At 60.0% G+C, this 24,339-nt stretch carries 19 protein-coding genes and 1 riboswitch; of the genes, 7 read left to right on the top strand and 12 right to left on the bottom strand.

Annotated features, from left to right (window positions below; translation table 11 throughout):
- Nucleotides 1-133 precede the first annotated feature (133 nt).
- Nucleotides 134-391 carry a TRAP transporter large permease subunit gene (locus IEV82_RS16305; RefSeq protein ID WP_268236130.1) on the top strand — a complete coding sequence of 86 codons (258 nt, stop codon included), beginning with the start codon at nucleotides 134-136 and terminating at the stop codon, nucleotides 389-391.
- Between the two features lie 254 nt (nucleotides 392-645).
- On the opposite strand, the gene IEV82_RS16300 is transcribed toward IEV82_RS16305, so the two are convergent.
- From IEV82_RS16300 to IEV82_RS16290, 3 genes are all read right to left on the bottom strand, one after another.
- Nucleotides 646-1,071 (bottom strand): fasciclin domain-containing protein, encoded by a 426-nt coding sequence (locus IEV82_RS16300; protein WP_188483086.1) that lies wholly within the window; start codon nucleotides 1,069-1,071, stop codon nucleotides 646-648.
- Nucleotides 1,072-1,556: 485 nt separating this feature from the next.
- The gene (locus IEV82_RS16295; protein ID WP_188483085.1) at nucleotides 1,557-3,851 is read right to left on the bottom strand and encodes an arginine/lysine/ornithine decarboxylase; all 2,295 of its coding nucleotides are present in this window, start codon (nucleotides 3,849-3,851) and stop codon (nucleotides 1,557-1,559) included.
- Nucleotides 3,852-4,253: 402 nt separating this feature from the next.
- Nucleotides 4,254-5,012 (bottom strand): hydroxypyruvate isomerase family protein, encoded by a 759-nt coding sequence (locus tag IEV82_RS16290; RefSeq protein ID WP_188483084.1) that lies wholly within the window; start codon nucleotides 5,010-5,012, stop codon nucleotides 4,254-4,256.
- Between the two features lie 226 nt (nucleotides 5,013-5,238).
- On the opposite strand from IEV82_RS16290, the gene IEV82_RS16285 reads away from it, so the two are divergent.
- A complete protein-coding gene (locus IEV82_RS16285) occupies nucleotides 5,239-6,918 on the top strand; it encodes an ABC transporter permease (protein ID WP_188483083.1) in 1,680 nt (559 codons plus the stop codon).
- A 31-nt stretch (nucleotides 6,919-6,949) separates the two neighbouring features.
- Here the strand turns inward: IEV82_RS16285 and IEV82_RS16280 are convergent, their stop codons facing one another.
- Nucleotides 6,950-7,975, bottom strand: a complete 1,026-nt coding sequence (locus tag IEV82_RS16280) for an extracellular solute-binding protein (RefSeq protein WP_188483082.1) — start codon at nucleotides 7,973-7,975, stop codon at nucleotides 6,950-6,952.
- Between the two features lie 169 nt (nucleotides 7,976-8,144).
- The gene (locus IEV82_RS16275; protein ID WP_188483081.1) at nucleotides 8,145-10,346 is read right to left on the bottom strand and encodes a DUF4214 domain-containing protein; all 2,202 of its coding nucleotides are present in this window, start codon (nucleotides 10,344-10,346) and stop codon (nucleotides 8,145-8,147) included.
- Between the two features lie 245 nt (nucleotides 10,347-10,591).
- A riboswitch (cobalamin riboswitch) is annotated at nucleotides 10,592-10,799 on the top strand.
- A 131-nt stretch (nucleotides 10,800-10,930) separates the two neighbouring features.
- Here IEV82_RS16275 and IEV82_RS16270 point away from each other — a divergent pair.
- Nucleotides 10,931-12,763: a TonB-dependent receptor plug domain-containing protein gene (locus IEV82_RS16270; RefSeq protein ID WP_188483080.1), complete on the top strand. Its 1,833-nt coding sequence runs from the start codon at nucleotides 10,931-10,933 to the stop codon at nucleotides 12,761-12,763.
- 3 nt (nucleotides 12,764-12,766) lie between these two features.
- Nucleotides 12,767-13,585, top strand: coding sequence for an ABC transporter substrate-binding protein (locus IEV82_RS16265; RefSeq protein WP_188483079.1), 819 nt, complete (start codon nucleotides 12,767-12,769; stop codon nucleotides 13,583-13,585).
- 3 nt (nucleotides 13,586-13,588) lie between these two features.
- Here the strand turns inward: IEV82_RS16265 and IEV82_RS16260 are convergent, their stop codons facing one another.
- Nucleotides 13,589-14,470, bottom strand: a complete 882-nt coding sequence (locus IEV82_RS16260; RefSeq protein ID WP_188483078.1) for a glucosamine kinase nucleotide-binding domain-containing protein — start codon at nucleotides 14,468-14,470, stop codon at nucleotides 13,589-13,591.
- Nucleotides 14,471-14,556: 86 nt separating this feature from the next.
- Nucleotides 14,557-15,930, bottom strand: a complete 1,374-nt coding sequence (locus tag IEV82_RS16255; RefSeq protein ID WP_188483077.1) for an aspartate aminotransferase family protein — start codon at nucleotides 15,928-15,930, stop codon at nucleotides 14,557-14,559.
- A 156-nt stretch (nucleotides 15,931-16,086) separates the two neighbouring features.
- Between IEV82_RS16255 and IEV82_RS16250 the strand changes: the two genes are divergently transcribed.
- The 3 genes from IEV82_RS16250 to IEV82_RS16240 are packed head-to-tail and all read left to right on the top strand — an operon-like array spanning nucleotide 16,087 to nucleotide 19,106.
- Entirely contained in the window at nucleotides 16,087-17,271 is a 1,185-nt protein-coding gene (locus IEV82_RS16250) for a M24 family metallopeptidase (protein ID WP_188483076.1), read from the top strand.
- A 4-nt stretch (nucleotides 17,272-17,275) separates the two neighbouring features.
- Nucleotides 17,276-18,436 carry an acetylornithine deacetylase gene (gene argE / locus IEV82_RS16245; RefSeq protein ID WP_188483075.1) on the top strand — a complete coding sequence of 387 codons (1,161 nt, stop codon included), beginning with the start codon at nucleotides 17,276-17,278 and terminating at the stop codon, nucleotides 18,434-18,436.
- Entirely contained in the window at nucleotides 18,429-19,106 is a 678-nt protein-coding gene (locus IEV82_RS16240; RefSeq protein WP_188483074.1) for a GntR family transcriptional regulator, read from the top strand. The genes argE and IEV82_RS16240 overlap by 8 nt, the downstream gene beginning before the upstream one ends.
- 118 nt (nucleotides 19,107-19,224) lie before the next feature.
- Here IEV82_RS16240 and IEV82_RS16235 read toward each other — a convergent pair whose 3' ends face one another.
- From IEV82_RS16235 to IEV82_RS16215, 5 genes are read right to left on the bottom strand one after another with little or no spacing between them, the layout of a single operon-like run.
- Entirely contained in the window at nucleotides 19,225-20,244 is a 1,020-nt protein-coding gene (locus IEV82_RS16235) for an AbrB family transcriptional regulator (RefSeq protein WP_188483073.1), read from the bottom strand.
- A 1-nt stretch (nucleotide 20,245) separates the two neighbouring features.
- Nucleotides 20,246-20,974: a citryl-CoA lyase gene (locus tag IEV82_RS16230; protein WP_373285240.1), complete on the bottom strand. Its 729-nt coding sequence runs from the start codon at nucleotides 20,972-20,974 to the stop codon at nucleotides 20,246-20,248.
- A 47-nt stretch (nucleotides 20,975-21,021) separates the two neighbouring features.
- On the bottom strand, nucleotides 21,022-22,230 hold the full coding sequence (locus IEV82_RS16225; RefSeq protein ID WP_188483071.1) for a CaiB/BaiF CoA transferase family protein: 1,209 nt from the start codon (nucleotides 22,228-22,230) through the stop codon (nucleotides 21,022-21,024).
- Nucleotides 22,220-23,743: a tripartite tricarboxylate transporter permease gene (locus tag IEV82_RS16220; RefSeq protein ID WP_188483070.1), complete on the bottom strand. Its 1,524-nt coding sequence runs from the start codon at nucleotides 23,741-23,743 to the stop codon at nucleotides 22,220-22,222. Before IEV82_RS16220 ends, IEV82_RS16225 begins: the two co-directional genes overlap by 11 nt.
- A 12-nt stretch (nucleotides 23,744-23,755) precedes the next feature.
- On the bottom strand, nucleotides 23,756-24,247 hold the full coding sequence (locus IEV82_RS16215) for a tripartite tricarboxylate transporter TctB family protein (protein ID WP_188483069.1): 492 nt from the start codon (nucleotides 24,245-24,247) through the stop codon (nucleotides 23,756-23,758).
- Between the last annotated feature and the right edge of the window lie 92 nt (nucleotides 24,248-24,339).

Raw genomic sequence — 24,339 nt, 5'->3', positions numbered from 1 at the left:
GCCGACGGCGAACGCCATCGGCGGCAGAGAGAACTTCAATTTGAGGTCGGTGGATGAAATCGGACATAAGGTCGGACTTATCATCGGATCGTAGCCAAAGTCAGACGGCCCTCACCGTAGCCTTACCATCAAGGTGCCCATTGCCGCGCCAATTGCACAAGGTCTTGGTCTCGACCTGATGCATTTCGGGATTGTGACGGTGATCGCCGTTGAGATCGGACTACTTACGCCACCCTTCGGCATATCCGTCTTTACGGTCCACAACACGCTCAACGATCCAAACGTGTCGGTCGAACAAATCTTCGCCGCGACATTGCCGTTCATCGCTGTCATGCTCGTCGTGCTGGTGATCGTGGCACTCGTTCCTGTTACGGCAACTGTTTTCCTGTAGATTTCAACATGTAACTCAGGCAGATTTCTGTGGCTCTGGTGACGGCATTGATGCCCCCTCCCGTCGGCATCGAGTAGGCAATAGAAGACCTGAACCGCCATCATTTATGCGTGATGCTTCGGAAATTCACTCGCCTTCAAAATGCGGCTTGGTTTCGAAAATTTATGAAATTGGTGTACCAACAGTTGGACTGATACTGCGACCAAAGATGCCCGGCGCGAACGCCGGGCAGAGATTGAGCATTTTTCGTGCAATCACTCGGTTGGCATCAGAACTGCATCAATGACGTGGATCACGCCATTTGTGCAGTCGACGTCTGCCGCCACAACTGTGGCGCCGTTGACGGTCACGCCCGAGGTCGCGTCGACATGGAGAGCCTGACCGTTGACGGTAGCGGGCTCCAGTTTCTTGCCTGCGATATCGGCCGCCATGACTTTTCCTGCCATTACATGGTAGGTCAGGATCGCTGTCAGCTTGGCTTTATTCTCAGGCTTTACGAGATCTTCGACCGTCCCGGCCGGCAATTTTGCAAAAGCATCGTCGTTGGGCGCGAAAACAGTGAACGGGCCTTCGCCTTTCAGCGTCGCACCAAGGTCAGCAGCGGTCACAGCTGCAACCAAAGTATTGAACGTGCCTGCGGCCACGGCCGTGTCGACGATGTCGTGAAGAGTATTTGACATTAGAATGGCTTCCTATTTTGAAAAAAACGCAAAAGGACAATCGTTCGCGGGCTCAAAACCGATGAGAGCCGCGTATACAATGATCCGAATGCGAAGAGACCAAGCCGGGTTTAACCTGTAAAAGCGCCCATCCTCAAAGGACAGATAGCCTTGCATTGTATCAATGCAACTGGTTGATCTGTCGGGCGGAAGAAAAATTTTTGGTGCCTGCCGCAAGATCGAAAATCCTCGCGGACAAGAAGGATGAAGCCGCCGATAATGTGCATGTGGACGTCGGCAACATCGTCCTGTTTCAGACGTTCTACGCCGGTCTGCTTTTGTCCCGCCAAGCCAGAGATTGATGGCTCAGCACACCAAGGTCTGTCTTGATTGACCGACGATAATTTTCCGTTGGGGTCGAACTGCTTGGCGGTCACCTCCCTGATGTGGGTGCATCGCCTCAATTTTGAAACGATGCACGTTCACCTCTCCTCGAAGACAGCCCATCACTGCTCTGCAACACAGTCCGCGAAATATTCCATCTGACCTGTTTCGGTTTCCTGCTGTACCAAACCATGAATATCGATTTCGAATCCCGGGCATTCGCGCGCGAAGGTTCGGTTGAATTGAAGGTACTCGACGATTTTCTTGTTGAACACCTCACCGGGGATAAGCAATGGAATTCCGGGCGGATAGGGTGTGACAAGGCTTGTGGTGATCCGGCCTTCTAGGTCGTCGATAGGCACGCGTTCCGTTTTTCGCGCCGCAATGCTGGCGAAGGCATCGGACGGCTTCATCGCGGGCGTCAGGTCGCTGAGATACATCTCGGTCGACAGGATGGCGATGTCGAACTGCCGGTAAAATGAATGCACGTGCTGGCACAGGTCGCGCAGGCCGAACTTTTCATATTGCGGTTGCTTGGCGCAGAATTCAGGCATGGACCGCCACAAGGGTTGGTTCTTGTCGTAATCATCCTTGAACTGCTGCAATTCGGTCAAAAGCGAATTCCAGCGTCCCTTTGTGATCCCGATGGTGAACATCACGAAAAAGCTGTAAAGCCCGGTCTTCTCAACGACCACGCCATGCTCGGCCAGGAATCGTGTCACGATAGATGCGGGGATGCCGGTATCTTCGAAACGGCCATCCATGTTCAGGCCCGGGGTCAGGATCGTGGCCTTGATCGGGTCCAGCATGTTGAAGCCGCGTGCCATGTCGCCAAAGCCGTGCCAGCTGTCTTTGCCGTCCGCTTCCTGAACCGCTTCCGCGTCGGTCCGGCGCAGGACCCAGTTCTTGGGATGGTCGACGCCTTCGTCATCCAGCTCTTCAGGGCCCCAGACCTCGAACCACCATTCGTCCGGACCGAACTCTTCGTCCACCTTGCGCATGGCACGGCGGAAATCGAGTGACTCCAGAATGCTTTCTTCGACCAACGCCCGCCCGCCCGGCGGCTCCATCATTGCCGCGGCCACGTCACAGCTTGCGATGATGCTGTATTGCGGACTGGTCGAGGTGTGCATGAGGTAGGCTTCATTGAACAGGTGGCGGTCCAGCTTGGTCTCTTGGCTGTCCTGCACCAGCACTTGGCTTGCCTGCGAAATCCCGGCGAGCAGCTTGTGAATGGATTGCGTCGCATAGGTCACCGATTGGCGTGGCCTTTCGCGCTTGCGGCCCATTGAATGGAAATTGCCGTAGAAGGGATGGAACGCGGCATGCGGCAACCAGGCTTCGTCGAAATGCAGGTTTTCCACGTAGCCGTCCAGCAGTTCCTTGATCGTTTCGGTGTTGTAGAGCACGCCGTCATAGGTCGATTGCGTCAGGGTGACGATGCGCGGCTTGACCGTATCGGCGTCGACATGGGTCAGCAGGGGATTGGCCCTGATCTTTTCCTTGATCGCGTCGATCTCGAATTCGGCCTTCTGAATGGGGCCGATGATCCCGTAGTGATTGCGGGTCGGCTTCAGGAACACCGGGATGGCGCCGGTCATGATGATGCTGTGCAGGATGGATTTGTGGCAGTTGCGATCCACCACGACCACATCGCCTGGGGCAACCGTGTGGTGCCAGACCATCTTGTTGGATGTACTGGTGCCGTTGGTCACGAAAAAGCAGTGGTCGGCATTGAAAATCCGCGCGGCATTCCGCTCGGATGCGCCGATTGCGCCGTCGTGGTCCAGCAACTGCCCCAATTCCTCGACCGAGTTGCAGACATCCGCTCGCAGCATGTTTTCGCCGTAAAACTGGTGGTACATCTGGCCAATGGGGCTTTTGAGAAACGCGACACCGCCGGAATGGCCGGGGCAATGCCACGAATACGAGCCGTCCTCGGCATAATCCAATAACGCCTTGAAGAACGGGGGCTGGATCGCCTCAAGATAGGCCTTGGCATCCCGAACGATATGACGTGCCACGAAGTCGGGCGTATCCTCGAACATGTGGATGAACCCATGCAATTCGCGCAGGATATCGTTCGGAAGGTGCCGGCTGGTCTTGGTTTCACCGTAGATGTAGATCGGAACGTGCTCGTTCTTCCAACGCACTTCCTCAATGAAATTCCTCAAGTTGAGGACGGCCGGATCAAGGTCGGGTCCGGGCGTGAATTCCTCGTCGTCTATCGACAGGACGAAGGCGCTGGCGCGGGATTGCTGCTGCGCGAATTTCGACAGGTCGCCATAGCTGGTCGTCCCCAAAACCTCGAAGCCCTGATCCATGATCGCATCGGCGACAGCGCGGATTCCCAAGCCGGAAGAATTTTCCGACTGGTAGTCTTCGTCGATGATGACGATCGGAAAGCGAAATTTCATAGGTAGCTCCAATAGGATGGTCTGCTGATGCGCTCGAGATCCGAGGGTATCGGGGCGCAGATCGGGTCAAAAACGCATACCTGTTTCAACGATGCAGTTATGCAAAGGTTCCTTTTTCCTTAGTGTCACCTTCGGGGTCGGGGTACATCTCTTTTCTGGCTTTCCGTTCCGGTCACTGCTTCTGGTAACCTTCTGAAGGAGCATGGGTTTTTGACGCCTTCATGTGCCAGTCTGAACCGTGTTTCGACCGATGGGTGACAGCACCCAGTTGCCTGCCAGCCCTTGTTTGGGGTTGTAGTGCATTTCGTCATGGTCGAACACGTCATTCGGTGATTCTTTGCGACTGCAAAAGGTTCGTTTCCAGATACTCCCCTGCTTGAGCAGGGTGAAGAAGTTCCGTGATCACGTCGCTCGGATCTCACGCAGCCACCCAAGGCTGGCATCTGTATCGCCCCCGGTTCTGTATTCAGCGCCAAGCGGGCGGGACCACCCGGTTGCCACGATCTTATCGAAAACGAAGCGATATTCGACTTCGCCATGGTCAGGCGCACCCCGATCCGGGACCGAGGCGAACTGGACGTGGCCGATCAGCGGCAAGAGCGCGGTAAACCGGGTGACGATATCCCCTTCGGTGCGTCCGACGTGGTAGCAATCGAACATCAGCTTCACCCCGGGCAGGCCAAGGTGATCCAATATCTCGGCAGCCTGATTGGTTGTTTTCAGGAAATATCCCGGCGCATCGTGGCGGTTCAGGGGTTCGATCAACAACATGATGTCGTCTGGGCAGGCGCCGCGCGCATAGCGCAGGTTTTCCAGAAAAGTCGAACGGGCGTCCGGACCCTCGGCACGACCCGCCATGACATGGATCGCCTGTGCGCCGATGGCCGAGGCATAGGCAATCGCCTGGTCAATCGCCGCGCGGGCTTCGACCTCTCGACCGGGCAGCCCGCAAAGGCCGTTTTCACCGGATTGGCCACGTACCGTGTTCAGCCCGAGCATCGGCAATCCGGTTGCGTCAAGCGCTGCCGTGATATCGGAGACGGGCGTGTCATACGGCCAGTGACATTCGACAGCGTCAAACCCTGCGCGATGTGCGGCAAGAATGGCGTCGGGCAAGGCGCGGTCGTTCCAGAGGTAACCAAGATTGGCAGAGAATTTCATGTGGTCCACTCCAGATCGAGCTCAGCCGCGATGCCCCGCCCGTCGGCGTTGGTCGGGGTTGCGATCTATGGACCCTAGGACATCGTGATCGGACGCGCCAACACCGGTTGAAGGCGAGTGCGTAAATCCGATTTCGTTCATGGGATCAGGCTGCTAAAAGCCATGCCATACCTGAGCAATCCTATCGGAAATCAGGCATCAGCGACGCATGAGAAAAGACTGGGATATGGCAGACACTTCACTGAGCCTCAAACCTCAAACCGCGTCCTGGTCGGGACGGCTGGCTTGGATCTTTGCCGGTCTCGCAGCCGCAATCTGCGTGTTGCCGCATATCAGCGTTCTGGTCGCGGCGTTCCTGGGATCGACCGAAACTTTGCAGTCTTTGGCCGAGACGGTCCTCGGCAGATATACCCGCACGACATTGGTGCTTCTGGTCTCTGTCGTCATCATGAGCACGATCATCGGGACGATCACGGCCTGGCTTGTCACGACTACCGAATTCCGGGGGCGCAGAGTTCTGGAAGTCGCGCTCGTCCTGCCATTGGCCTTTCCTGCCTATGTTCTGGCCTACGCCTACACCCATGTGCTCGACCATCCGGGGATTGTTCAGACGACGCTGCGTGCTGTCATGGGGTGGGGGCCACGGGACTACTGGTTCCCGGAGATCAGGTCGCTGGGAGGAGCGGCGGCGATGCTCACGCTTGTTCTGTATCCCTATGTCTATCTTCTGGCGCGCGCCGCTTTCGCCTCTCAGAGCGCGACAACATTCTATGCCGCGCAGTCACTGGGGCAGACACGGCTTGGCGCCTTCTGGCGTGTGTCGCTTCCCATGGCGCGTCCCGCGATCGCGTCGGGTGCCATGTTGGTGGGAATGGAAACCATCGCGGATTTCGGTACAGTTTCGTATTTCGGCGTGCAAACCTTTGCAGTCGGGATCTATTCGAGCTGGTTCTCCTTTGCCGACCGGGCGGCCGCGGCGCAGCTTTCGCTGGGTCTATTGGCCTTTGCCCTGCTGCTGGCGATCCTCGAAAGGATCAACCGAGGCGAAGCGCGCTATGCCTTTGGCCGCAAGTTCGAACAGATGCCGCGGCTCGTTCTGAGCGGATGGCGGAATTATCTTGCGATGCTTGCATGTCTCCTGCCCGCGTTCTTTGGATGTGTCCTGCCGGTCATGATGCTGTCCGAAATGGCGGCCGGGTCAGAGCAGAGTCTTCTGAGCCCGCGCTATCTGAGATTTGCGCAGAATTCCGTCACCTTGGGTGTCTGCGCGGCCGTGATCACGGTGGCGGTTGCGCTGCTCTTTGGCAGTCTTGCCCGGAACCGGCAGTCATGGGTCGCGACTGCCGTTCTCTATATCGGTCGCATGGGCTATGCCGTACCCGGCGGCGTCATCGCGGTCGGGTTGCTGGTGCCATTTGCATTTTTTGACAACACGCTTGATGCCTATATGCGCGAGACCTTCAACATTTCGACCGGGTTGCTGTTCACCGGGTCGATCTGGCTGCTGGTCTGCGCCTACATGATCCGCTTTCTTGCTGCCGCCATCGGGGCCTATGAGGGCGGTGTCGCAGTAATCAACCCGAACATGGACGCCGCCGCACGGGTGCTTGGGCAAAACGAATGGGGGCTGCTGCGGCGGGTGCATTTCCCGCTCCTTCGGCCCAGCCTGTTCACCGCGCTGCTGATCGTTTTCGTCGACGTGATGAAAGAACTGCCGGCCACGCTGATCATGCGGCCCTTCAATTTTGACACCTTGGCCGTTCAGGCGCATCGCCTTGCTGCCGATGAACGCCTGTCCGGTGCGGCGGTGCCCAGCCTTGTGATCGTTGTCATAGGGACCCTGCCGGTGATCCTGCTGTGTCGTCGTATCCGGAACGAGCAGGGGCAAAAAAAAGAGGGCGCCTGAGCGCCCTCTTTCGAGTGCTGTGTCGTTCGGCTTATTTCCAGCCGACCTGATTGAAGATTTCCTGGGCTGTGCCAAGGTTCTGCGCAACTTCGGACAGGTCGACATCGTCAGACCGGAACATGCCCAAAGTAGCGACCGACTCGGACAGGCCAACGCCGGGGACAGCCGGGTATTCGTCATTGCCCGCAGAGAAATACTGCTGCGCCTGATCCGACGACAGGTATTCGAGGAAGGCAATTGCGTTCTCACGGTTCGGGGCATTTGCTGCAACACCCCCACCCGACAGGTTCATATGCGCGCCCTCGGCGTTCTGAGCCGGGAACACCCAGCCGATATCCGCCCGATCCTCTGCAGACAGGCCGTCCACTTCGGTGCGCACGGCGCGGGCAAAGTAGTACGTGTTGGAAATCGAGATGTCGCACTCGCCCGATACAAGAGCACGCAGCTGGTCTGTGTCGCCGCCCTGAGGCTCACGGGCGAAATTGTCGACCACGCCTTGTGCCCAGGCCTTTGCGGCCTCTTCGCCGTGGTTTTCGATCACCGAGGCCAGAAGGGTCTGCGAATACACGTTCGTGGAGGAGCGGTGGCAGACCTGGCCCTTGTACTGCGGTTCTGCAAGCGAAACGTAGTCAAGCGGCGGGTTGCTGACATCGTTCCTGTCGTAGAAGATGATCCGCGCACGCTGGCTGAAACCAAACCACTGGTTTTCATCATCCTGCAGGCTGTCGGGAATGCGCGCCTCGAGGACATCGCTTTCAATGGCTTGCAGGACACCCATGTCCTTGGCGCGTTCGAGCCGCGAGGTGTCCACTGTCAGCAGGACGTCCGCCGGGGAATTTGCCCCTTCGGCCTCCATGCGGGCGATCAGTTCGTCGGCATTGCCTTCGATGCGGTTGATCGTGATGCCGGTCGCTTCGGTGAAGTCCGAGTAGAGGCGCTCGTCGGTGTCGTAGTGCCGCGATGAATAGAGGTTCACTTCACCCTGTGCATAGGCTGCGGTGCTGATTGCTGTGCTGGCGACAAGCGCCAAAGTCGATGTTGTCCATAGGACGCGCATGAGACTCTCCGTTGATGCGAATTTCTTACAGAAAGAGTCAGTTACATGATTCGAATCCACGATCAATACATTCCGAGTAAATCTGTCGGAAATTTTTTGCGGGCGGTTTGTCGTGAGCAACCTCATGCAAAGCACCAGGTTTGGCGTGGAAAGCCCGTGTCGCCGAGCGTCAGATCACGTCCAAATCCGTCTGGATACCGACCAGGGGCATCAGGAAAGACCCGTTTTCAGGGTCCAACGCAGCTACATGAATATCTTCGATCAGAGCCGAAGCCGCCTCGAAAGATGCCGCGCTGCCGTCGAACAGGTCCATCACTTGCAAAGCTGCATCCAGATCCGACAATCCGCGATCCAATGCGAATTGCGCGCCCAGCTCGGTCTTCATCTCAAGGTAGCTGCGGTCAGCGGCCTGCCGCGCCACAAGGCTTGCATCGGCAGTGTGAGGAAGGTCGGCCTTCGCGCCGTTCAGAAGCTCTAGGATGAACCGATCACGGCTGACGGTCCCGGCGTCCAAGGCGGTTTCCCAGAACACGACGCCTTCGAGGTCCGGCGCACGCCCCAGCACATTCTGGTAAATTTCGGAAATGAAGCGCAGATTGCTCAGGTCTTCGGGATAGAGCGCGGCTGTTTCCGCTTGTCCGGCAAAAAGCGCGGCGATGTCCTCAAGCGATGTTCCATTGGCATAAGCCGTGCCCCAGAAGCCAAGCCCAACCGCATCCGGTGCGCGGTTGAAATACGCGATATAGATTTCGACAAAGGCATTCAGGGCGACGGGATCGAGGTCTCTGTGTCCAGCAAAGAGCCGTAGGTCCATCGCGCCGTTGAAGAGCGGGTCGGCAAATTCGAAGTCGATCTGTTCGACATTGTCGAGAATGAGCGTTCCGATTCCGTCGGCGGTTCGGTCGGTCACTGTCAGCCCGGTCTCCTGAAGCGTGACAGTATAGCTGGACTGGCTGCCCGTGAAACGGACAATGTCGACACCTGCGCCCCCGTCAATGCGATCATGAAACGCGGTCGCAATCAGGTCGTCGTCTCCCACCGTTCCGTCGAGCAAAATCCCGAGAGCCGATGTTTCGGTCGCGCCCAGTACGGTTCGGGGGCCATCGTCGGTCGTGTCATCCTCAGGGGCAACCAACACGACATGCGCGGATGTCAAAGGTGTTCCGCTTCGGGACGAGTGGAACACATCAACGGTCGTTCCGTCATCCAGCGTGATGCGTGACATGTTGCTGAAGGGCTTGGTGATGGCCTCGATGGCTTCAGCAGCCGAGGTAAAGCCGCTGTTGACCAGATGGATCCTGTCTTCGCCAAGATTGAAATCCGACAGCCGATTGCTGCCGTCGCCGGGTGCGATGACAAAAACGTCCCGACCATCCCCACCGAAAGCGACGTCGGCACCGGGTCCGCCGTGCAATATGTCGTCCCCCGCACCCCCGTCCAGGTAGTCATCACCGTGTCCACCCAAAAGTGTGTCATTGCCATTCTGACCGAACAGATCGTCCTGTCCCGCGCTTCCTCTGAGCTGGTCATCTCCGTCCGCACCCTGAAGCGTGTCGTTGCCATCCAGCCCGTCGATGATATCGCCAAGGTCGGTTCCGAAAACCCGTTCCGCACCCGCGCTCGCAATCGCAGGCGTACTGCCCTGCCGCTCGAAACCAACAACTTGGTACCCGATATCCGCAAGGAGCGCTTTGTCGAAGGCGCTGAGGGACACCCGTGTTCCGGTGATCAGAACAGGATCAAGCAATACGCTGTCATCGGCAAAGCCGTCTTTGACATGCGCGTGATCCTCTTCGACCGGGATCGGCTGGCCATTGTTGACGCGGATCGCATTGGGACCGGCGAAGTGATCGTCAATGATCCAGCGATCAAACGCGCCGGACGACCCAATCCCGAGGATGTGTCCGATCTCATGAACCGCCACAGACAGGAAATCGTTTTGCCCGGCAACCGGACCCGCGATGTCGAAGGACCAGTTCGATCCAAGATCAAAGGTGATCGATCCCGCCCAGGGTTCGAAATCGGTGACCGGCCCTGTCCCGCGAAAGTCCGGACTGATCCGCGCCGCGTAGATGTCGCCCGATGCATCGCCCCCATCGGGCCCGGCGATGGCAAGGATGGAGGAATTGAAATGCGTGGCACCGACAAAGATGACGATGTCATCGACCGGTTGATCCAGTGTGACGGTCTCTACAACGGAGGTGGTGGGATTGCGGATGCTGAACACGGTTCCCGTGGGCACTTCGGCAAAGTCGTCCTGAATGATCGCTTCCCACTCTGCGCCAGCCGCCTCGAGTGCTGCGCGTCGGTCGGGATCATCAAAGAACCCGGTGCTGTCGAACCGGTAGTCGAAGTGAAGCGCGAATGACACGTGCCGAAACCCTTTGCCTCATGCGCATGACACCGGCCCACGACCTGTCCGATTGCGCGTCCAATCCTGCAACTGGCGGTCAAGCTGACCGGAAACTTCGGCGATTTCGTGATCGCAATAAGGCGCTAACCCAAGAAGAATACGAAGATTTTAGCTGAATTTTCGGGGCCGACCCGTTGCCAACTGCGGCCAATCGCGATGGCCTTGCAGTGTAAACCCTACTTGACGCCGGGTTGGCGGCGGGTGCAGAAAGAGGCGTTTACGGTCCGGATGTGTCACAGCATTTGGTGAAAAGGGAACGCGGTGCTTCGTCAGAAAAATCCGCGACTGCCCCCGCAACTGTGAGCGGAGAGCGACGCTGAACGTGCCACTGGTGCCCCGATCGGGGCTCTGGGAAGGCCAGCAGAGCAGAGACCCGCAAGTCAGGAGACCTGCCGTGAACCAACACCCAGTCCGATCGCGGGGCGCGATGGGGCGGCGGCATCGTCCGTAGTGGTGTCTATCACCGTCTGCGGATGCCTTGGCATTCCAGATTACCTCTATCAATCCGACGCCTGGCGTCGGGCAAAGTTGGAATTCATGACATGACACGACTCACGTCCAGACTTCTCCTGTGTTCCACCCTCGTCGCACCGTCCATGGTGGCGGCGCAGGATTTGGGCGGCACGGTAATCACACTTGAAGACATCGTCGTTTTCGGCGGCTTGCTTCCGACAGACCTCGAAACCACGGGTGCCACCATCGACGTGGTCGATGCCGAAGACATCCAGCGCGACGGGATCGCCGCAACGGCGGCGCTCGCGGACGTGCCCGGCGTGACCGTCAGTGGCAATGGCGGTCTTGGCGGCACTGCCACTGTCCGGATTCGCGGGCTGAGCGGACCTTACGTGGGCGTTCGCATCGACGGGATCGACGTGGCTGACCCGTCGGCACCGCAAACGTCCTTCAACTTCGGCACGCTGACCACCGGATCGCTTGACCGCATTGCCGTGGTCAAGGGCACGCAGTCTGCGGTTTACGGGTCAGATGCAATCGCCGGTGTCGTCGAGATCGAAAGCTGGCGTCCCGAAGTGTCCGGCGTGTCCGGCAAGGCGCAGCTTGAAGTGGGCAGCTTCGAGACACGGGCCGCAAACCTGAGCTTTGGCTATCTCGATGACCGTGCCGAACTGGCGGTCAGCGTTGGACGCGTGACCAGCGAAGGATATCCGGTGCGCGACACGGATGACGAAGATGACGGCTTCGAACAGAACACCCTGAACCTCTTTGCTGCCTATCAGGTCAGCGATACCATCCGCCTTGGCGTCAGCGGTCTTTGGGCCGACGGGACTGCCGAGTTCGACCGCTCCGCCACCGCTTCCAGCGGTGAGATCGATGAGACCCGACGTGGCTTGCGGCTGTTCGGCGAGGTTCAGACCGGCGCATGGCTGCATGAATTGTCGTTCAGCCGCTTCGAGACCGACCGTTTCGACGCGGAGGGTTTCACCCGCGAATTCCTGGGGGCACGGGACACGGTCGAATACCTGGCGACCGGTGATCTGACATCGACCATGTCGCTTGCCCTTGGGGCCGACTGGACGGAAGAGCGCGCTGAACTTGATGGTGATGACTATGACGCATCGAATGCGGCGGTGTTCGCCGAGTTGAAAGCCACTCCGGTTGAGGCGCTCGAACTGTCGCTGACCCTGCGCTACGATGACTACTCGGATTTCGATGGTCAGCTTTCGGGTCGTGCCGCGCTGTCCTACCAGTTGAACGATGCAACGCTTGTGCGCGCCTCGCTGGGCACCGGGTATCGGGCGCCATCGCTTTACGAACGGTTCGGGCCCTATGCCGGGTCGACGCCGCTGGACCCCGAGGACAGCCTGAGCTTCGATCTGGGGGTTGAACACAGTTATGGCGACCGCGGGTCGGTCAAGGCGACCCTGTTCTGGGCCGAGATCGACAACCTGATCGGGTTCGGAACCGGACCCAACTGTCTGTCGTCGCAGGCGTTTGGCTGCTACATCCAGACCGATGGCACCACCGAGACGAGCGGCATCGAGCTGAGCGGATCCTACGCGATCACCGACCGCCTGCGTCTGTCGGGCGCGTACACGCTGACCAATACCGAAAACAACGGTGACCGCGTTGTGCGTGTTCCGCGCCACGATTTCGCACTGGCGCTCGAGGCGGATGTGACGGACCGGCTTCAGGTCGGGGTCAACATGACCCGTGTCGCAGATGCGCTGGACGGGTTCGGCACGCTCACGCCGCTCGACGATTACACGGTCTGGGATGTCACTGCCCGGTACGACATCACCGACGCGGCCAGCGTGTACGGCGCCATCGACAACATTGGCGACGAGTCCTACCAGACGGTTCGCGGGTTCAACGCGCCAGAGCGGACCATCCGTTTCGGCATTGAAACCACGTTCTGAACGATGTGGCGTCTCCTGACGCTGATGATCCTTGCGTTGGCCCCCGTCGGGGCCAGCGCGTCCGACTTGCCGCGTGTGGTCTCGGTCAATGTCTGCACCGATCAGCTTGTCATGCTGCTTGCTGACCCCGAACAGATCGTGTCGCTCAGCGCGCTGTCCGATGATCCGCGCAGCTCTGTCATGTCGGCAGAGGCGGGGCGGTATGCCAAGAACAACACCCAAGCCGAAGTGATTGCGGTTCAGAACCCGGATATCGTGGTTGCCGGAGCGTATAGCGATCCGTCGATGATTGCGCTTTTGCGGTCGATAGGCATCGAGGTGACACAGTTTTCGATCACGCGATCCTTGCGCGACATTCCGCAGGAGATCCGGCTCATGGGCGAGGTGCTGGAACAAGAGGCGAGGGCCGAGGCACTGGCCACTGAATTGGAACAGGATTTGGCCAACCTGCCCAAACCCGGCCAAGACGCGCCGCTTGCCGCGTTCTTTCTGCCCAACGGCTATTCCCTCGGCGCAGGCACGCTCAGCCATGATATCCTGATGGCCGGTGGCGCGCGCAACCTGTCGGTTGAGCTTGGCTTTCAGGGCAACGGCACGCTCTCGCTGGAACAGGTGATCCTCAACCAGCCCGACCTGCTGATCGGATCGCAACCGTTTTCCGGGTTCTCGCTGTCCGAAGAGGTTGTGACCCATCCCGCGCTGACGGATTTTCCCGTTCTGAACACCTCGGTCGATTGGGTCTGTGGCACGCCCTTTGTCATGCAGGCCATTGCTTCGGTGCGGCATCAGATCGACCGTCTGACGGGGACTGGCCGCAACTGACGTTCAGATGCGTTCCGCCAGCTGCCAAGCCAGACGAACCGCGCCGTCAAGTGCGGTGCCTTCAGGCTCAGCAATCCGCGACTGGTAACGCGCGTCAAGCCATGGGGCATAGCGCCGACCAAGCCCCCCGCTCATGCAGAGGACATCGTCGCCTTTAAGGTCTGCGGTTCCAAGGCACAGGTTCAGATAGGCCACACCTTCGGCAGCCAAGCCGCAGGCATTCGGATCATCACTGTACGCAGCGTCAAAGATGAGCGGAGCAAGCTGCGCGTATTCTGCCGGGGACGCGATGCGGGCAAACGCAATCATCTGCCCAGCGTCATCGCCGAACCGTGCAAGCAGCTTTGCAACAAGCGGTGAGGTCGGTGCAAGGCCGTCTGCAACAAGGGCACAGCGTTGCAACGCGGTGCGCCCGAGCCATGCGCCTGACGCCTGATCCCCCAGTTGCAAGCCCCAGCCGCCAAGGGTGCGGATCGTGTCACCGCGCTTGATTGCAACAAACGATCCCGTGCCCACAGCGATCAATGCGCCATCCCGCGCACCAAGCGCGCCGATGGTGGACGTGATCTGATCGTCACTGACGCGGCAGCGTGTCAAAGGCAGACGGGCGGCAAGCGACTTTGCATCATCCGGAGTCACGATCCCGGCGAGGCCCAGATGTGTGGGCATGTCGAACAGCGTCGCCAGATCAAGACCTGCGCTCTCTGCTGCATCGGACAGCGTGTCCAGTATATGTCTGACAGTTGTATCCGGATCGCTCGTGTAGTTGGCAGCACCGCCGGTTGCCGTGGCGACGACGCTCCGATCCGCCGTGCCGATCACCACCACGCGACACCCGGTGCCTCCGCCGTCCACGCCAATCACGAAGTCTGATCTATGTGTCATGCCGGCCGATGTAGCATGATGTGACGGGTCAGGAACCGGCAAAAACCGCCGGGCATGATTTCCCGGCGGTTCTGATCTTCCAGCGCTTATCCCAGCACGGTCTTGACTGCACGCAACGTGCCTTCGACGACCTGATCGGCTTCGGCGCGGGACAGGCAGAAGGGCGGGGCAAAACCAAGGATATCCCCCTGCGGCATGGCACGGGCGATGATCTTGTCCTGCTCGAGCAGCTTGCCGGAAATCTGCGCGCCGATCTTGTCGGCGGGATCAAAGAAGACGCGGTTGTCCTTGTCCTTGACGAACTCCACCGCGCAGATCATGCCCTCGCCGCGCACTTCGCCGACATGGGGGTGATCGGCAAGCGCATCGCGCAGTGCGCCGTTGAGGTAGGCACCGACCTCGCCCGCGTTGGAAATCAGGTTCAGGTCATCAAGAAGTTGCAGATTGGCCACACCGGCTGCCGCCCCGATCGGGTGCGCGGAATAGGTCCAGCCATGGCCGATGGGTCCGTTCTCGTCCGTGCCACGTTCGAGCACGGCCCAGACCTTGTCGGACACGATGGACCCGGACAGCGGCGCGTAGGCCGAGGTGAGACCCTTGGCGATGGTGATGATGTCGGGTGTGATGCCGTAATGTTCGGACCCGAACATGGTGCCCAACCGCCCGAACCCCGTGACCACCTCGTCGGCGATCAGCAGGATGTCGTGTTTTTGCAACACTTCCTGGATCGCCGCCCAATACCCGGCGGGTGGCGGCACGATGCCTCCGGTGCCCAGCATCGGTTCACCAATGAAGGCGGCAATGGTGTCGGCCCCTTCGCGGTCGATCAGCGCTTCGAGATCGGCGACGCACTGGTCCACGAACTGCGCCTCGGTCTGATCGAGGTTTTCGCGGCGGTAGTAATAGGGGGCGGTCGTGTGGATCACCTGCTCGACCGGCAGATCGAACTTCTTGTGAAACAGCTCGAGCCCGGTCAGTGATCCTGTGACAATGCCTGACCCGTGATAGCCACGCCAGCGCGATATGATCTTTTTCTTCTGTGGGCGGCCAAGGATGTTGTTGAAATACCAGACCAGCTTGACGTTGGTCTCGTTTGCATCCGAACCGCCCAGCCCGAAATAAACCTTGGACATATGCGACGGCGCGCGGTCGAGGATCATCTTGGACAGCGTAATCGACGCCTCGGTGCCGTGCCCGACATAGGAATGATAATAGGCCAGTTCATGAGCCTGGGCTGCAATGGCGTCGGCGATTTCGGTGCGCCCGTAGCCGACATTCACGCAATAGAGGCCCGCAAAGGCATCCAGCAGGCGATTGCCGTCCCGGTCCTCGATATGGACACCCGACGCGGTCTTGATCACGCGGCTCGGGCTTTCACCCCGCGCGTGTTGGGCAAGGTGGGTGGATGGGTGGAAGAAGTTGTCTCGATCCCACTGATCCAGTTGGTCATTCCGCAGCATGTCGTTTTCCAGTCATTTCGTGTGACAAATCGTTGTGCACATCAGGCGGGGATTCCTGATCATGTCAAGAAAAGTAACCCCGATTCTGTGCATCCTTCGGCAATCTGATTACCGAGTTGTGTACATCCTTACGTGAATTTGTGCCGAGGACCAACCATGCCCGACGGAAAAGCCCCGTTTAGCCGCTTTGAATATGATCGACGGATCGCGCTGACGCGCTCTGCCATGGACGTGGCGGGACTGGATGCCCTTTTTGTCACGGACCCGTCGAACCAGGCGTGGCTGACCGGATATGACGGCTGGTCCTTTTACGTGCACCAAGGAGTGCTTCTGAGGCTGGACGGTGAACCGATCTGGTGGGGCCGCTTCATGGATTCGATGGGGGCACTGCGCACCTGCTGGATGTCGGCCGACAACATCTTCGGCTATGCCGACAGTTATGTGCAGTCCACTCTGCGGCACCCGATGCAAGAGCTCGCCCTGCGTCTGCGAGACATGGGCCTTGGCGCGGCGACCATCGGCGTCGAGATGGAAAACTACTATTATTCGGCCAAGGCGCATGAGGTGCTGGTGACCGAAATGCCCGAGGCGCGGTTCGCCGATGCCACGGCGCTCGTCAACTGGCAGCGGCTGATCAAGTCACATGAAGAGATCGCGTTCATCCGCAAGGCGGCGCGGATTTCGGAACGGGTGATCGAGACAGCCATCGACCGTGCCGCGCCGGGTGTGCGCAAGAATGACGTGGTCGCCGATATCATGCATGCCGGGATCACCGGGGTGGACGATATCTGGGGGGATTATCCCGCCATCGTGCCGCTGACCCCGTCCGGTCTGGATGCGACCGCAGCCCACCTGACTTGGAACGGTGATCCGATGCGCCACGGCGAGGCGACGTTCTTCGAACTCTCGGGCTGTTATCGTCGGTATCATGCGCCGCTGTGCCGAACGGTGTTTCTGGGCACGCCGCCGAAAGAGATGCTCGATGCCGAAGCCGCGCAGCTTGAAGGGATCGAAGCCGCGCTTGATATCGCGCGGGCGGGCAACCGGACCAGCGATATTGCACAGGTGCTGTTCGATGTGTTGCAAAGCCATGGCATTTACCGCGAAGGGCGCTGCGGCTATCCGGTCGGGCTCAGCTATCCTCCGGACTGGGGCGAACGGACGGCATCGCTGCGGGTCGAGGACGAGACGATCCTGCAACCGGGGATGGTCTTTCACTTCATGCCCGCGCTCTGGATGGACACCTGGGGGCTTGAGACGACAGAAACCATCCTGATCACCGAAAACGGTCCGGCAGAGGCGCTGTGCAACATCGAGCGCAAGCTGTTCGTCAAGGATTAGAGCCGTGGATCACCTGCAGCGCACAACCGAGATCCTTGCAGAGCTGATCGGCTATCCGACGATTTCGGCGGACAGCAATTTCGACATGATCCTGCACATGGCGGGGCTTTTGGAAGACGTGGGCGCGCGCTGCGAGGTGATGTCCTCGCCCTGCGGGACCAAGGCCAACCTGTTCGCCACGCTGGGGCCGGACCGCAATGGTGGTATCCTGTTGTCGGGTCACAGCGATGTGGTGCCCGTGGCCGATCAGGCCTGGACCCGCGATCCGTTCCGTATGGAGGCCGCAGAAGGGTGCCTTTACGGTCGCGGAACCTGCGACATGAAGGGGTTTATCGCCGCGACTCTGGCGATGGCCCCGCATCTTGCAGAGCGGGTGCGTGACAGGCCGCTTCATTTCGCCTTCACCTATGACGAAGAGGTTGGATGTCTGGGCGCGCGCAACCTGGCCGACACCCTGTCGGAACGCGGTTTGACTCCGGGTGTGGCCATCATCGGCGAGCCGACGGAGATGCGTATCATCGACGGTCACAAGGGCTGCAACGAATACACCACGCGGTTCAATGGACTGGCGGGACATGGGTCATTGCCGGATCACGGGGTCAACGCGGTCGAATACGCGGTGCGTTATGTGACTCACCTCCTGGGTCTCAAGGACGCCTTGCGCGCCCGTGCGCCGGGTAATTCGCCTTTCGATCCGCCATGGACGAGTGTGAATGTCGGCGCTTTGGTGGGCGGTGTGGCGCACAATGTCATTGCGCCATCCGCTCAGGTCGATTGGGAAATGCGCCCGGTTCAGCCGGGCGATGTGCAATTCGTCAAGGACAGCCTGCACCATTATTGCGAGACAGAGCTTCTGCCACGGATGCGCGCGGTTCATCCCGGTGCCTTCATCACCACCGAAGTGATTGGTGAAGTGGTGGGCCTGATCCCGACGGATGAAAACGAAGCCCGCCGGATCGTGTCGGAACTGACCGGAGCCAACAAAAGCGACGTGGTGGCCTTTGGAACCGAGGCCGGGTTGTTTCAGGCGCTGGGCATGGATGTCGTGGTCTGTGGTCCCGGGTCGATCGAACAGGCGCACAAGGCCGACGAGTTCATCGCGATCGACCAGTTGGCGCAATGTCTGGGCATGCTCGAACGGCTTGGGGAAAGGCTGGATGGCTGATGCCGACTCGGGCCTGACGGTCAAGGATCGTCACGCGGCTGTCTATGCCGAACTTCGGCAACGGATCTGCCTGCTGGATTATCCACCGAGGGCGCAATTGTCCGAGATCGCCTTGGCCGGTGAATTCGGCACAAGCCGCACGCCGATGCGCCGTGTTCTTGCGCGGCTTGAGGAGGAAGGGCTTGTACAATCGGTTCACGGTGTCGGAACGTTTGTGACCGATGCCGACATCACCGAACTGGAACAGGCCTACAGGCTGCGCGTCGAATTGACCGGGCTGACCGGGCAGCTTGATCCGGTGACACCGGACACTGTGTTCCTGATGGAGTTGCAGCGACTTATTACCCGCGCGGCACAGATGATCGTGTCTGGCACGCCCCGCAGCTTTACCGAACTCGATATGGACGTGTTTCAGGCGCTTTTGCACCTGACGGCGAACGAACCGCTGCGGCGGGTTCTGGAACGCCTGTACTATCAGACCAAGCGGCTCTGGCTGGTCAAGGCGATCAAGGCGGAACTGGATTTGCAGGAGGAGTACGGGATTTTCCTGCACGAACTTCAGGCGATCCGGATTGCGCTGGAGTCGGGCGATCTGATGGCTGTCGCGCAGATCCAGCGCGCGCATATCTCGATGAGCTTCAACCGGCTGCGCAAGCAATCCGCGATCTGATCAGGGCCGAGGTCCGCCTTCAGATCGCAGTTTTGCTGACGGCGATCCCCGGGAGCAGATTATTTGACTTTGCTCCCGCCAACACCTGCGTCCGTATCACGTTGTCAGCCGCTGTTCGTCAGCCGTGTCGATACCGGATTGCGAACAGGGGCAACAAAGCCCCCAGAATGACCAGTCGAAAGACGTGATGCGCCGCCACCAGAGCCGGTTCCAACCCGGTTTCGATGGCAAGCGCGGCCATCACCTCGACCCCACCCGGAGCGAAGGCCAGGAACAGCGCGGCAGGCGGCATTCCGATCAACTTGGCCGCAAGATACGCCCCTGCAGCCGCAATCACACAGCCTGCCAGCGTGCTCAGCAATCCGGCAAGAAACGCGTTCTTTAGCAAGGACCGGTCAATCCCGCTGAACCGTGTGCCGATCAAGGCACCCATGCAGACAAAGGACGCGATGGTCAGCCAGGCTGGGGCGATCCCTGTCACGAAACCGCTTCCGTGGGTCAGCGCCGAAACCGCCATCGCCCCGATCAGCAAGGGAGCGGGAACGGTCAACCGTTTCAGGCCCAGCCCCGCCGCCAGCGCCAGCAGCAGCACCAGACCCAGATCAAAGGCTGAACTGGTGCCGTGATCCGCAAAGGTCGCCGTTCCGGTGACACCCCAGAACGAAATCAGCACCGGTACCAGAAGCGTCAGCAGGAACACCCGCACCGTCTGGATCAGCACGACCTGTGGCACATCTGCCCGCAAATCTGCGGAAAGACCCAGCACAAAGGTCAGGTGACCGGGGGCAGCCGACAGAAATGCTGTGACCCGACTGTGGCCGAAAAGCACCCGCAGGCTGATCGGGACAATCAGCATGATGGCGATCAGCGTCAGCGTCAAAATCAGCAGCGACACCGGCCAGCTCAGTGCTGCGGCGATCACGTCAGGTGTGACCGTGCTGCCGATCTGCGCGCCAATGATCAGAAAAATGATGTCGCAGAGGCGTGGGGGGATCTCGGTGCGCAGACCCATCAGGGTTGCAGCTGCAACAGCTGTGGCTGGTCCCGTGACCGCAGCGGCGGGAAACCCGATGAGATGAAACAGAAGCGCACCCGCTGCGGCGATCAGAAGGGTCGGCAGAACAGGCGGCAGCGTCAAGTCAGTTGCCCTCATAGGTCCATCGGTAGGACGGCGGGGTCGGGCCTTTGTTCCGACCACCCTGTTCCGTCTGCTCCCACGCATGGGCGAGGATACCGACAGAGCGCGACAAGCCGAAAAACCCGCGCGCCAAGGGGGGCGGACAGCCCAGTTCGGCGAAGATCACGGCGGTCGCACCGTCGATGTTCATCGGAACCGGCTTGCCACGCTCTTCGGCCAGCCGGGCCTCTATGGTGCGGCCTATCGTGGCATAGGCTCCGGACACAGCACCTGTCTTTGCGGCTTCGTCAACGAGGCCAAGCAGTCGCGGGGCACGCGGATCGACCGGTTTGTGAAACCTGTGTCCAAAGCCGGGAACGAAGCGACCGTGCTTTTCGCGCCACGCATCCAGACACGGAACCAAACCGTCCGGTCCGGCCTGTTCGATCTGACGGTAGAGCGTGACCGCCTGTTCGCCCGCGCCGCCATGCACGTCGCCCAGCATGTTCAGGCCCGTGGCCATCGCCGATTGCAAGCCGATGCCGCAGGTCGACGCCATCCGCGCGGCAGCGATGGAGGGGGCCTGCGGGCCATGATCGACCGCCGAGACCAAGGCCGCTTCGAACAGATCGGCGCGCGGGCCAGAAATGTCTTCGCCCACCACCATCAGCCAGATCATCCGGGCGAACCCCGTATTGCCGATCAGATCCTGCACAGGGTGCCCGCGCAGGTGAATGCGGCCCGGTTCCATGTCGATGATCCGGGTGCGCCACCAGTCGGCGACGTCATTGGCTCCGGTCAAATCACGCCCTCCTTGCGCAGCGTTTCGATCGTTTCGGCACTGTAGCCCATGCTTTCCAGAATATGTGTCGAGTCCTGACCCAGTTCCGGGGGCGGTGTCTTGACCGTCGGTCGTTTGCCATTGAATAGCGCGCCTACCGAGACAATGTCGACGGGCCTGTCAACGCCCGGCACGGTTTCGAACCGTTTGATGAAATCCCGACCCGTGATCTGCGGATGCTTCAGCGCGTCGGGCACCGACATCACGGCACCGGCGGGCACACCGATTGCATTGAGCTCTTCGGCCCAATCCCGCGCAGGGCGCGTGGTCAGCACGGTTTCGAGTTCCGCTTTCAGACGCAGCCGGTGCGCCTTTCGGTCCTCGCGGGTGGCGTATTCCGTTTGTCCGAGCAGGTCCGCACGTCCCAGATGGTGCGCCAGTAGCGTCCATTGCTCGTCCTTGTTGGCGGCGATGTTGATCAACCCGTCGGCGCACTGGAACGCCCCCGACGGCGCCGAGGTCGGGTTTTCATTGCCTTGCGCGGAAGGTGCAACGCCCCCGACAAGGTGGTTGGACACGACCCATCCCATGGTCGCCAACACGGATTCAAGCATCGACACGTCGATGAACGCGCCGTTCTCTTCGGCGTTCAGAGCGGCGCAGATCGTCATTGCGGCAGTCAGCCCGCCGACCGTATCCGCCAGCGGATAGCCGACCCGCAGAGGTGCGCTTTGGCTGTCGCCGGTGATCGACATGACACCGGACGCGCCTTGAATGATCTGGTCATAGGCGGGGCGGTCTGCCCATGGCCCGGTTTGCCCAAAGCCCGAGATCGCGCAGTAGATCAGCTTCGGATTGGTTTGCCGCAGTGTTTCGTAGCCAAGGCCCAAACGGTCCATCACGCCTGGACGGTAGTTCTCGACCAGAACGTCAGACCCCTGCACGAGCGTCTTGAGCACATCCTTGCCGCGCGGATCCTTGAGGTTCAGCGTCAGGGATGCCTTGCCTGCATTCTGCGCCAGAAAGCTGATCCCCATGCCCGCCGCCGACAGATCGGGATCGGCACCAAGGTTGCGCGCCAGATCGCCCCGTCCCACGGCCTCTACCTTGATGACCTCGGCCCCGAGATGGGCAAGCTGTTGGCAGGCGAACGGGCCTGCCAACACATTCGTCAGGTCAAGAACCCGGACCCCGCCAAGAGGTCCGGAGACTGTTTCAGTCGCCATCTGCAATGCCTTGCGCCCGCTTTCTGGCACGGTAGCCGCGATAGCTTGGCAGGACGACAAGAAGCATCGCCAGCACCAGGAGGCCCAATGTCATCGGGCGTTCAAGAATGAAGTCGAAGCCGCGATAGAGTTGCATTGCGCGCGCAAAGTTGTTCTCGAGCATGGTGCCGAGGATGAACCCGATCAGCAGCGGTGCCAGCGGGTAATCCGCAAAGCGCAGGATCGTGGCGATCACACCGAACCCGACAAGGATCAGCAGTTCCGTCGCATTGTTCTGACCCAGGTAACTGCCCATGAGGGTGAAGAACAGGATGAACGGGATCAGGAATGTGCGTGGGATCGTCAGTATCTTGGCGATGTAGGGGATCAGTGGCAAGTTGAGGATCAAGAGCACGAGGTTGCCCAGGTACATCGAGATGATGACAGCCCAGAACACCTCGGGCGTGTCGGTCATCAGCCGCGGTCCCGGTGTGACGTTCAACGCCAGCAAGGCCCCCAGAAGGATCGCAGTGGTGCCCGAACCCGGAATGCCCAGCGTCAAAAGGGGCACGAAAGACCCGGTACAGGCGGCGTTGTTGGCCGTTTCCGGAGCGGCCAGCCCCTTGATCGATCCTTTGCCGAACTCTTCCTGTTCTGCCCCCTTGGCGATGTTGCGTTCAACGGCGTAGCCGAGGAAAGAGGCAATCGTGGCCCCCGCGCCGGGCAGGACACCGATGAAGAAGCCCTGCAGGGATTGCCGACCGATCACGGGTGCGATGCTGCGGGCTTCGGCGCGGGTGATGCGCATGCCGGTGATCTTGCCGCTTTCGGCGCCAGACCCACTCGCCGCGCGGGCCGGGTTCATGACCAGAAACAACGCTTCGGGCAGGGCGAACATGGCCATGGCCAGAGTGATGAACGAGAAGCCGGATTGCAGATCCATCATTCCGAAGGTGAAGCGGGGCGTGTTCGACAGCGCGCCTTCGCCGACGGTGCCCAGCATCAGGCCCAGCAGCGTCATCATCAGCGCCTTGGCCACCTGTCCGGTGCCTGCAAACGCGGCGATGGCTGACAGGCCCACCACCATCAGGGCGAAATATTCCGCCGAATGGAACAACAGAGCGACCGAGGACAGCGCAGGGGCAAAGATCATCAACAGGATCGCGCCGATGGTGCCGCCGGCAAAGCTGGCGATGGCCGCGATGGTCAGCGCCTTTCCGGCCTGTCCCTTGCGGGCCATCGGGTAGCCGTCAAAGCTGGTGGCGACGGTGCCCGCGACCCCCGGCGCATTGAGCAGGATGGACGAGGTCGATCCACCGAAGATCGCGCCGTAATAGACCCCGGACAACAGGATCAGCGCCGCTGTCGGATCGCCGATGCCAATGGCTACGGGGATCATGATGGCGATGATCGACATTGGCCCAAGGCCGGGCAACATCCCGATCAGGGTTCCGATAACGCAGCCCATGACCACCATCATCAGGTTGAACGGTGTGACGGCCGCTGACAGTCCGATGAGAATTCCTTCGATCATGTCTAGGCCCCCCTACATGAACATGCCTGGCCACGGGCGCAGGAAGATCCCCAGCACCTCCTGGACCAGATACCAAATCGACCCGGCAGCAATGACAGCCACAGGGATCAGGATATGAAAACGACGTTCTCCGAGAATGATCGCCCCGAGCACGAGAAAGCAGACCGTCGATCCGACGAAGCCCAGCGGGCGCAGGGTCAACGCATAGGCGACCATCAGCACCAGCAAACCCAGCGCCTGCCCGACATGGTAGTCTCCGAGGCGGGTCAGATCGATCACGCCGTCCTTGGGCGCGCCGCCATCTGCGGGGGCTTTCTTGGTGAACAGGACAATCAGTCCGACCACTATTCCCATCACGGTCAGGATTTTCGGAAACGTCGACGGCCAGACCGGGTTGCGTTGCAGGATGGGCGGCAATTCACCATCCATGGTGAAGAACGCTGCATAGCCGTAGATGCAACACAAGGCGATAAAGGCCAAAGCGATCCAACGATCGAGCGCCATCTCTCAACCCTCCAAGCGATTTTTGTGAAGTCATGTGCGGCGGATACCCTGCGCCAGCCGTTCTGGCCGGGCATCCGCCTTGAAAAAGTCTC

It is taken from the genome of Marivita lacus, from assembly GCF_014637725.1.
Lineage (GTDB): Bacteria > Pseudomonadota > Alphaproteobacteria > Rhodobacterales > Rhodobacteraceae > Marivita > Marivita lacus.
The sequence above is the reverse complement of the archived record's forward strand: the minus strand, read 5'-3'. Positions and strand labels throughout refer to the sequence as shown.

Excerpts from the sequence above, each read along its gene's own strand:
- IEV82_RS16300 (WP_188483086.1), bottom strand. The coding sequence starts at position 1,071 with ATGTCAAATACTCTTCACGACATCGTCGACACGGCCGTGGCCGCAGGC.
- IEV82_RS16295 (WP_188483085.1), bottom strand. The coding sequence starts at position 3,851 with ATGAAATTTCGCTTTCCGATCGTCATCATCGACGAAGACTACCAGTCG.
- IEV82_RS16290 (WP_188483084.1), bottom strand. The coding sequence starts at position 5,012 with ATGAAATTCTCTGCCAATCTTGGTTACCTCTGGAACGACCGCGCCTTG.
- IEV82_RS16285 (WP_188483083.1), top strand. The coding sequence starts at position 5,239 with ATGGCAGACACTTCACTGAGCCTCAAACCTCAAACCGCGTCCTGGTCG.
- IEV82_RS16280 (WP_188483082.1), bottom strand. The coding sequence starts at position 7,975 with ATGCGCGTCCTATGGACAACATCGACTTTGGCGCTTGTCGCCAGCACA.
- IEV82_RS16270 (WP_188483080.1), top strand. The coding sequence starts at position 10,931 with ATGACACGACTCACGTCCAGACTTCTCCTGTGTTCCACCCTCGTCGCA.
- IEV82_RS16265 (WP_188483079.1), top strand. The coding sequence starts at position 12,767 with ATGTGGCGTCTCCTGACGCTGATGATCCTTGCGTTGGCCCCCGTCGGG.
- IEV82_RS16260 (WP_188483078.1), bottom strand. The coding sequence starts at position 14,470 with ATGACACATAGATCAGACTTCGTGATTGGCGTGGACGGCGGAGGCACC.
- IEV82_RS16255 (WP_188483077.1), bottom strand. The coding sequence starts at position 15,930 with ATGCTGCGGAATGACCAACTGGATCAGTGGGATCGAGACAACTTCTTC.
- IEV82_RS16250 (WP_188483076.1), top strand. The coding sequence starts at position 16,087 with ATGCCCGACGGAAAAGCCCCGTTTAGCCGCTTTGAATATGATCGACGG.
- IEV82_RS16240 (WP_188483074.1), top strand. The coding sequence starts at position 18,429 with ATGGCTGATGCCGACTCGGGCCTGACGGTCAAGGATCGTCACGCGGCT.
- IEV82_RS16230 (WP_373285240.1), bottom strand. The coding sequence starts at position 20,974 with ATGGAACCGGGCCGCATTCACCTGCGCGGGCACCCTGTGCAGGATCTG.
- IEV82_RS16225 (WP_188483071.1), bottom strand. The coding sequence starts at position 22,230 with ATGGCGACTGAAACAGTCTCCGGACCTCTTGGCGGGGTCCGGGTTCTT.
- IEV82_RS16220 (WP_188483070.1), bottom strand. The coding sequence starts at position 23,743 with ATGATCGAAGGAATTCTCATCGGACTGTCAGCGGCCGTCACACCGTTC.
- IEV82_RS16215 (WP_188483069.1), bottom strand. The coding sequence starts at position 24,247 with ATGGCGCTCGATCGTTGGATCGCTTTGGCCTTTATCGCCTTGTGTTGC.